4 protein-coding genes and 1 CRISPR repeat array are annotated in these 6,334 nt (G+C 60.0%); of the genes, 2 read left to right on the top strand and 2 right to left on the bottom strand.

Annotated elements, in window-relative coordinates:
* The coding region (locus HRF49_11475) for a nicotinate-nucleotide adenylyltransferase (GenBank protein ID MEP0815267.1) at positions 1-654 on the bottom strand (654 nt) is incomplete at its 3' end.
* Complete coding sequence (locus HRF49_11470) at positions 655-1,659, bottom strand: hypothetical protein (GenBank protein ID MEP0815266.1); 1,005 nt, start codon at positions 1,657-1,659, stop codon at positions 655-657.
* 249 nt (positions 1,660-1,908) lie between these two features.
* Between HRF49_11470 and HRF49_11465 the strand changes: the two genes are divergently transcribed.
* Together HRF49_11465 and HRF49_11460 are read left to right on the top strand one after the other, a co-directional pair.
* Entirely contained in the window at positions 1,909-2,862 is a 954-nt protein-coding gene (locus tag HRF49_11465) for a hypothetical protein (protein ID MEP0815265.1), read from the top strand.
* Positions 2,863-2,921: 59 nt separating this feature from the next.
* On the top strand, positions 2,922-5,540 hold the full coding sequence (locus tag HRF49_11460) for a hypothetical protein (GenBank protein ID MEP0815264.1): 2,619 nt from the start codon (positions 2,922-2,924) through the stop codon (positions 5,538-5,540).
* Positions 5,541-5,944: 404 nt separating this feature from the next.
* Positions 5,945-6,298: direct repeats of the CRISPR family, unit length 37 nt; unit sequence GTCGCAATCGCCCGAATTCCATCAGGCGAATTGACAC.
* Positions 6,299-6,334 lie beyond the last annotated feature (36 nt).

Below are 6,334 nucleotides of genomic sequence, written 5' to 3'. Positions count from 1 at the left end.
ATTGTCGCCCGCCGCCGGCCCGCCCTGCCGTCCGGGCATGAAAAGGCCGGTTTTTTTTATGTACAACTCCACGCTTTCGGGCACCAGATACTTGATGGAGCGCCCTTCGGCGATTCTCTTCCTGATGTCCTTCCCGCTTATCGCGAGCGCGGGGACGTGAAGAAATGTCACATCCAGACCGATTCCGCCGAAAAATTTCTGCACGTCGTCCCAGCCGTCGGTGTCCGGTCGCGACACCGCCACCACCTTGCAGTATTCAGGAAACTGCTTTATGCGTTTCCACTCGACCATTTCGCGCACCACGTCCGCGCCGGTGATGAAGTAAAGCTCGGTTTCGCCCCCGAGTTCCTTTTTGAAAAATTTAAGCGTGTCTATCGTGTACGACGGCGGCTCGCGATCTATCTCGAACGGGCTGACTTCGAACAGCGGATTGGGCGATGTCGCCATCACGCACATTATGTAGCGGTGGAACGCGTCCGCGTAATCCACCTCCGGTTTGAACGGGTTGCGGTTGGCGGGGACGAAGATTATCCGCGAAAGGTCGAACTCGGTCAGAACTTCCTGCGCGGCGACCAGGTGGCCCATGTGAATCGGATTGAAGCTCCCGCCCATTATCCCCACCCGCTCGGTGCGGGAGGTGCTTACCACCTTCATCTAGTCACCCCGTGCAAATTCGGCTCCGTGCATTGCAATCGCCGCGCCGACGGCTTCGGCGTCCGCCGCGTCGTCTCCTGTAAGCGGCAGAAGCGACGCGGACGCGCCGTCCGGCGCGAACCGATTATCGCACATCCGGACGAAATTTTCCGCTGCGGCGGCCGGCTGCGGAGGAGAAGCGGCGATGATAGTCCTCAAATTGGGACGCTCGATTTCGGAAAGCGCGTCGAGAAGCGCGTCGAGCGTGGCCGCGGCGTATTGCTCGGACATTCCGGAAAGGCAAACGACCGCCACGTGCACGTTGTACAGGTGCGCAAGATTCGGAAACTTGGCTTCATCCGCGCCCGCGGCGTGAAACGGAAGGAACGCCACCGGATATCTTCGGAATTCGCGCTCGAAATAGAAAATCCGCGGCTTTCGCATATAAAACGCAGACTCGTCCGGCCTGTTTCTGGCCAAGGCGGAGTAAATCCGGAAATAATGTCCGGCGGCAGCGATGGAAGAGGGCTCCAGAAGCGCCACCGGCGCGGGCTGGCGGTACACGAATTCCACGACGCGCGCCTCGCCGGGGAAGCCCGGCTCCGCCTTGTTGGGCGTGCGGATGGTCGGCGTGGCGAACTTGACGTTGCCGCGGCCGCCCGCGCCGCCCTTCAGCAGCAGCATCCGCTCGCCCGGCGCAAGGAGCGCCATAAGCTCGGCTCCCGTCGCCGCATCCAGCACGCGCGTTCCGCATGGCACACGCAGCGTGAGGTCGGGCGCGTTCTTGCCGGATTTCTTGCCGGGCATCCCCTTGCCGCCCGGCTCGGCTTTCACTTTGGGAGCGGCCGCGAACAGCGACAGGTCGTCCAGCGCGCCGTCCGCGGCGAGCCAGACGTCTCCGCCCTTGCCGCCGTCGCCGCCGTCGGGGCCGGCCAGCGGCTCGCGCGCGAACCGTGCGAACGAGCGGCTGCCGTCGCCGCCCCGGCCCGCGGAAATCTCGATGCGCACCCTGTCGTGAAACGCCACGTTGGGGATTATAAACCGGAGCCGCGATGCGTCCCTGCGCGCCGGCTTCCGTTTCGCATATTCCCGATCCGGGTATAACCTTTTCGGCCTGCATCGCGCCCGATTTCGGGCGCATTCGATACGTTTTCGGTAGCTGGGGAAGGGTTAGATGAAAAAGCAAAGCATAGCAGCCGGGGTTCCGGGGCGGCCTCGTTTTTTGCGGCGGCGCAAGCTCCGTCGCGTCGGATTGCGGACGCAGCGCGCGCGGCGTTGGCCATAAAGGCCTCGCCCGACGCGTTTTCCGGGAAGGCCTTTAATGCGGCTGTCGCCGCCGCGATTTCCGCGCTGCTGGCCGCCTTTCTTCTTGCCGGGTGCGGCAAGGGAAGCCATCCCGTGCACTTCGCAGGCGCTGGCCAGGGCCGGGAGCAAGGCTTATCGCCCGCCTCCGCCGCTTCGGAAAGCGCGGGCGGGCCGCAGCGCCAGGCGCCCTCCGAGGCGTCGCTCGCCGACGTGCTTTTCGAAATCGAATCCTTCCAGCCGCCGCGGGGCGCGGATCCTGCGGTTGTGAATGCGCTCAAGGACGCGCTCAAGTCCGCTCTCGCCGAACGCGGCGCCACGAGATTTACTTCCGCTCTGTCCGCGGACGTCGCGCGCGTAATTCATACGGCGGCGATCGGCCGGGACGGCGGCGCGCAGATTCTGTGGGAAGCGCGGCTCGCCGGCGATGCCGACTGCGACGGCCAGGTCAATGTTTCGGACATCACGCCCATCGCGCTCCGGTTCGGCCGTCTTTCAAACGACGGCTCGGACGACGGATACGACGCCCAGGCGGACACCGACGGCGACGGCGAAGTCGGCTTGGGAGATATTACCCCTATCGCGCTCAACTACCTGGCGCGCATTGACGGCTACGTGATCGGCCGCGCCGCCTCCGCGGACGGGCCGTTCGAGGCGGTAGGGAGCGCCGGTTTCGACGGAAGCTGGTACAGCGGCGGCGAAACATACCGGCTTTCATTTCCCGGCCGGCCTGGCGTTTTCGTTTTCACGGACGCGGACGCGGGCGCGGGCTCGCACTGGTACGCGATCAAGCCGTACTCCGGGCCGGAGGAGCCGCAGTGGGGCGGAGAAATCCCGGTCGAATTCAGGGACGAAGGGCTGTCCGGGCGCAGCGATTACTCGCCCGAAAACATCGTGCGAAGCGAAATGCCGGGCGGGCTGCCTTAAACAGCGCCGCAGCCGTGGTAAAATCGCCCCGGTTTCAATCGAGATAAGGGGAAGGGAAAATGTCGCGGCAGAAGATTACGAAAACTTTCACCGCGATGCTGGTTCCCGGATCGCCGAGAATCGCATCGTATCTCTGGCTCACGCACATATTGTTCAACCGCCAGGTATCTTTCATGGTGAAAGAATATCTGCATTTGCGCAGGGCCGCGGAAATTGCGCGATACGAAGGCACCATTGCCCATCGGCTTTCCGCATCGCTAGAAAAGGTTAAGAGCGACAAAGGCAAATCCCGGATTTCGCGGCATTTCAACGAATTCGCCCGGCGGTTTATGGACCGATATTCGCTTTCATACGAGAAAGCGGCGGAAGTCGCGCTAAAGATGGGAATAATGAGCGACTATTTTCTGATAGCGCCCCAAGGCGAGGACGGCAAGCCGCTTTGGAGCGTGCCCGACGAATGCCACGCCTTTGTAGAGCAACTCACGCAGGTGAAGAAAAAGGGCGCGGATGTCGAGGACGCGGATTTCGCCAACGTGTGCAAGGCGAATCCCGAAATTTCGATATGGCTCGCGGATTTTCACCGCCGAGGCATTTTGCTTTTCGACCGCAAGGAATCGGGCCTGCTCCCCTGGCACCGCCTTGTCATGTCCGTGGCCGCGCGCTACATTCGAAGCCAGGGCGAGAAAAGGAAAAGCCGTGAAAGCGAGCGCAAATCCTGGGCTGAATCCAGAGCCAAATTTATCGAGGAAAATGGGGAATTTTTCAATACCCGGCTGCCGTTTTTCGAATCGTACGAAAGGGAGCGAACCGCATCGGCACAAAAAGAACTCGATTCATCCCAGCCCGGCCGGATCGCTAAGCATGTTCATATTCGCGGGCCGATGGTCAAAGGTATCGGTCGAGTGCGCGACGCTTGGGCTGGTGAGGATTTGTGGAAACCGAAAAGCCCGCCCGCTGTAGAAACCATCCCGGACCGCAACAACCGCCGCGAGGCGATCCTGCTTGAACTAATCAAAGAGGACAACGAGTCCATCGGAGACCATGCATTCTTCCGCTGGCTGGCTCACAATGCGGACGCCTGGCCGGAATTCGCGGACGATTTCAAATTGCTGCTTGATTACAACAACAATTTCCTCAAAGACCGCTGTCCGCAATCCATCGGTTTTTCCGCGCCTGACTGGCGCGTTCATCCCCAATGGTACGAGCTTGAGGAATTCACTGGTAAGGGAGCGAACAAGCATTACAAGCTCGACCTTTCGAACCAGAATCTGTTTCTGCGGCTCGCGGTTCCGAAGTCGGATGTGCTTAAAAAGGGGAGCGTGAACAACTGGTTGCCGGAATGCGCGGAATTGGCCGCGCTTTCGGAATCCGAAATCGAGGCGCTTACCGCAAACCCGGACGAAGTCGCCATTGCGGTGGTTCCGGTACCCTTCAAGCCCGATGCGCGGATTCGTAAATATGTAATCGAAGAGGCGGCTCCCGATGCGCCCGACAAGTACGCGTATCAGTTCCGCGACAAGCTGCTCGGCGAAAAGTTCCATATGCGTTTCGGCGGGATAAAAATCCAGTTCAAGCCGAGGCCGGTCAAACCCGGAAAAAGCAAGCCGTACGTCTATTTTTCCGCCAGAGTGATTGTCCCGTTCGAAAGGCCGAAGCGCCCCAAGACAGCCGCGGATGTCAAGCCGGGATCGCGCGTTCTTTCAATCGACCTCGGGTACAGAAGCCGGGCGTACGGCGTGGTCAGGGAGTACCACGGCCCGTCATTCTCATTCGCCGAAAGCGTTCAGATTTGGGCCGGGCCGGTCGTCCCTCCGGGCGGACGCCACCTGGCGCATGTGGACGCACACGAGTGGAAGCACAGGCAAAAGCGCAGCGAAGCACAGAAGACTCCGGACGGCAAAATGAAATTCCTGCCCCGCAAGCGGCAGTTCGACGCGCGGATGACCGAACATATAATCTACTTGAAAAACGACATCGCCAAGCAAACTGCTCACGCGATTATCGCAAAGGCAGTCGAGCATCGGGCGAATGTAATTGTAGTGGAGAAGCTTGATGGCTACCGCCCCTCGACCGACCGGACGCGGCGCGAAAACCGCAGGCTTCGGACGACCGCTTTCCGCTCTTTGCTTCATGAGCTTGGCACTTACCGCACCTCGGGCGGAAATTACGTAGGCATAGACCGCGCCGGTGCGTACGGAATCGCGACGGTCGAAAAGCCCTCGGCGTATACGAGCAAAGTCTGCCACAAGTGCGGATGGCCGGGAGTCCGGTATTCCGAAGTGCCGTATTCGTGGTTCGTAAAGCGCGAAGACCTTTCGAAGCCCAAAGCCGACCGCCTGCCTATCACTCATCGCAAAATCCGCGGCGGAAGCCTTACCGTCACCTATCAGGAAACGGGCAACGTGCTTATCCAGCAGGGGGGAAAGCTGTTTTGCTGCAGCAATCCCCAATGCGAAGTAGTCAAGATAAACGCGGATTACAACGCCGCGCAGAACCTTCAGCGCGAGTTCGCCGGTGAAGAGCTTGTATCCAAATCCGGAAGGGGAAAAGAAGCGATGCTGTACCTTCCCGGCGGCGCGGTGGGAATGAAGGCCGCCGATTTTTGGAAAAAGGCCGAGTCCGACGCTCGCTCCAAGCTTGCCGCGCGGGGATTCAAACTTGCAGGGACAAAATCCTGAAGATGAGGTATAATCCCGTCCGAGATCGCCAATCACGATCCGTCGGGCCTCGTAATCACGGGGCACCTCGGGGTAACTGTGTCTTGCCCGGCACCGCCGGAGGTCGGTCCATGGCTTCCGGCGAACGAATGTCGGCTATGGCCCCGGATTCGCCGTACATTGAAAACTTCGGGCGATTTTGCCCCGGGCGCGTTGCGCGGGCTTTGGCGTGCGTAACCTCGCAATAGGTGGTACCCATAGGGTGGTTACTCGGAATCAAGCTTTGGCGGCATCGCTGCTGGATTTTTTCGGGATCCACTTTTGCGGAAAAGCGCGCGATTCAAGCGATTTGAGTCGCCTTTTCGGCGAGGTTACACAAATCGCGGCTGTGCGGCCAATACTGATGCGGCTTCCCGGAAGGTGCAGTCGCAATCGCCCGAATTCCATCAGGCGAATTGACACATCAGGTTCTGCGGCACGTCGATCAGGTCGATTATAAACTTGAGTCGCAATCGCCCGAATTCCATCAGGCGAATTGACACTGCCTAGTTCGAAAGCGCCGTCTTCACAATTGACCACTAGGGTCGCAATCGCCCGAATTCCATCAGGCGAATTGACACATAAATTAAGCGATTATGCGGGTGGATACTGCCCGCAATGCTCAGGTCGCAATCGCCCGAATTCCATCAGGCGAATTGACACCTCTTCTTCACTTTACACTCCTTTTCCGGCGGGCCACCCGGTCGCAATCGCCCGAATTCCATCAGGCGAATTGACACGAGTGCAAGCCCGTTATCGGCGGGCGCAACGCGATG

The organism is bacterium, from assembly GCA_039961635.1.
In the GTDB taxonomy this organism is placed as follows: domain Bacteria; phylum 4484-113; class 4484-113; order JAGGVC01; family JAGGVC01; genus JABRWB01.
This window is presented reverse-complemented; position numbering and strand designations above follow the sequence as displayed.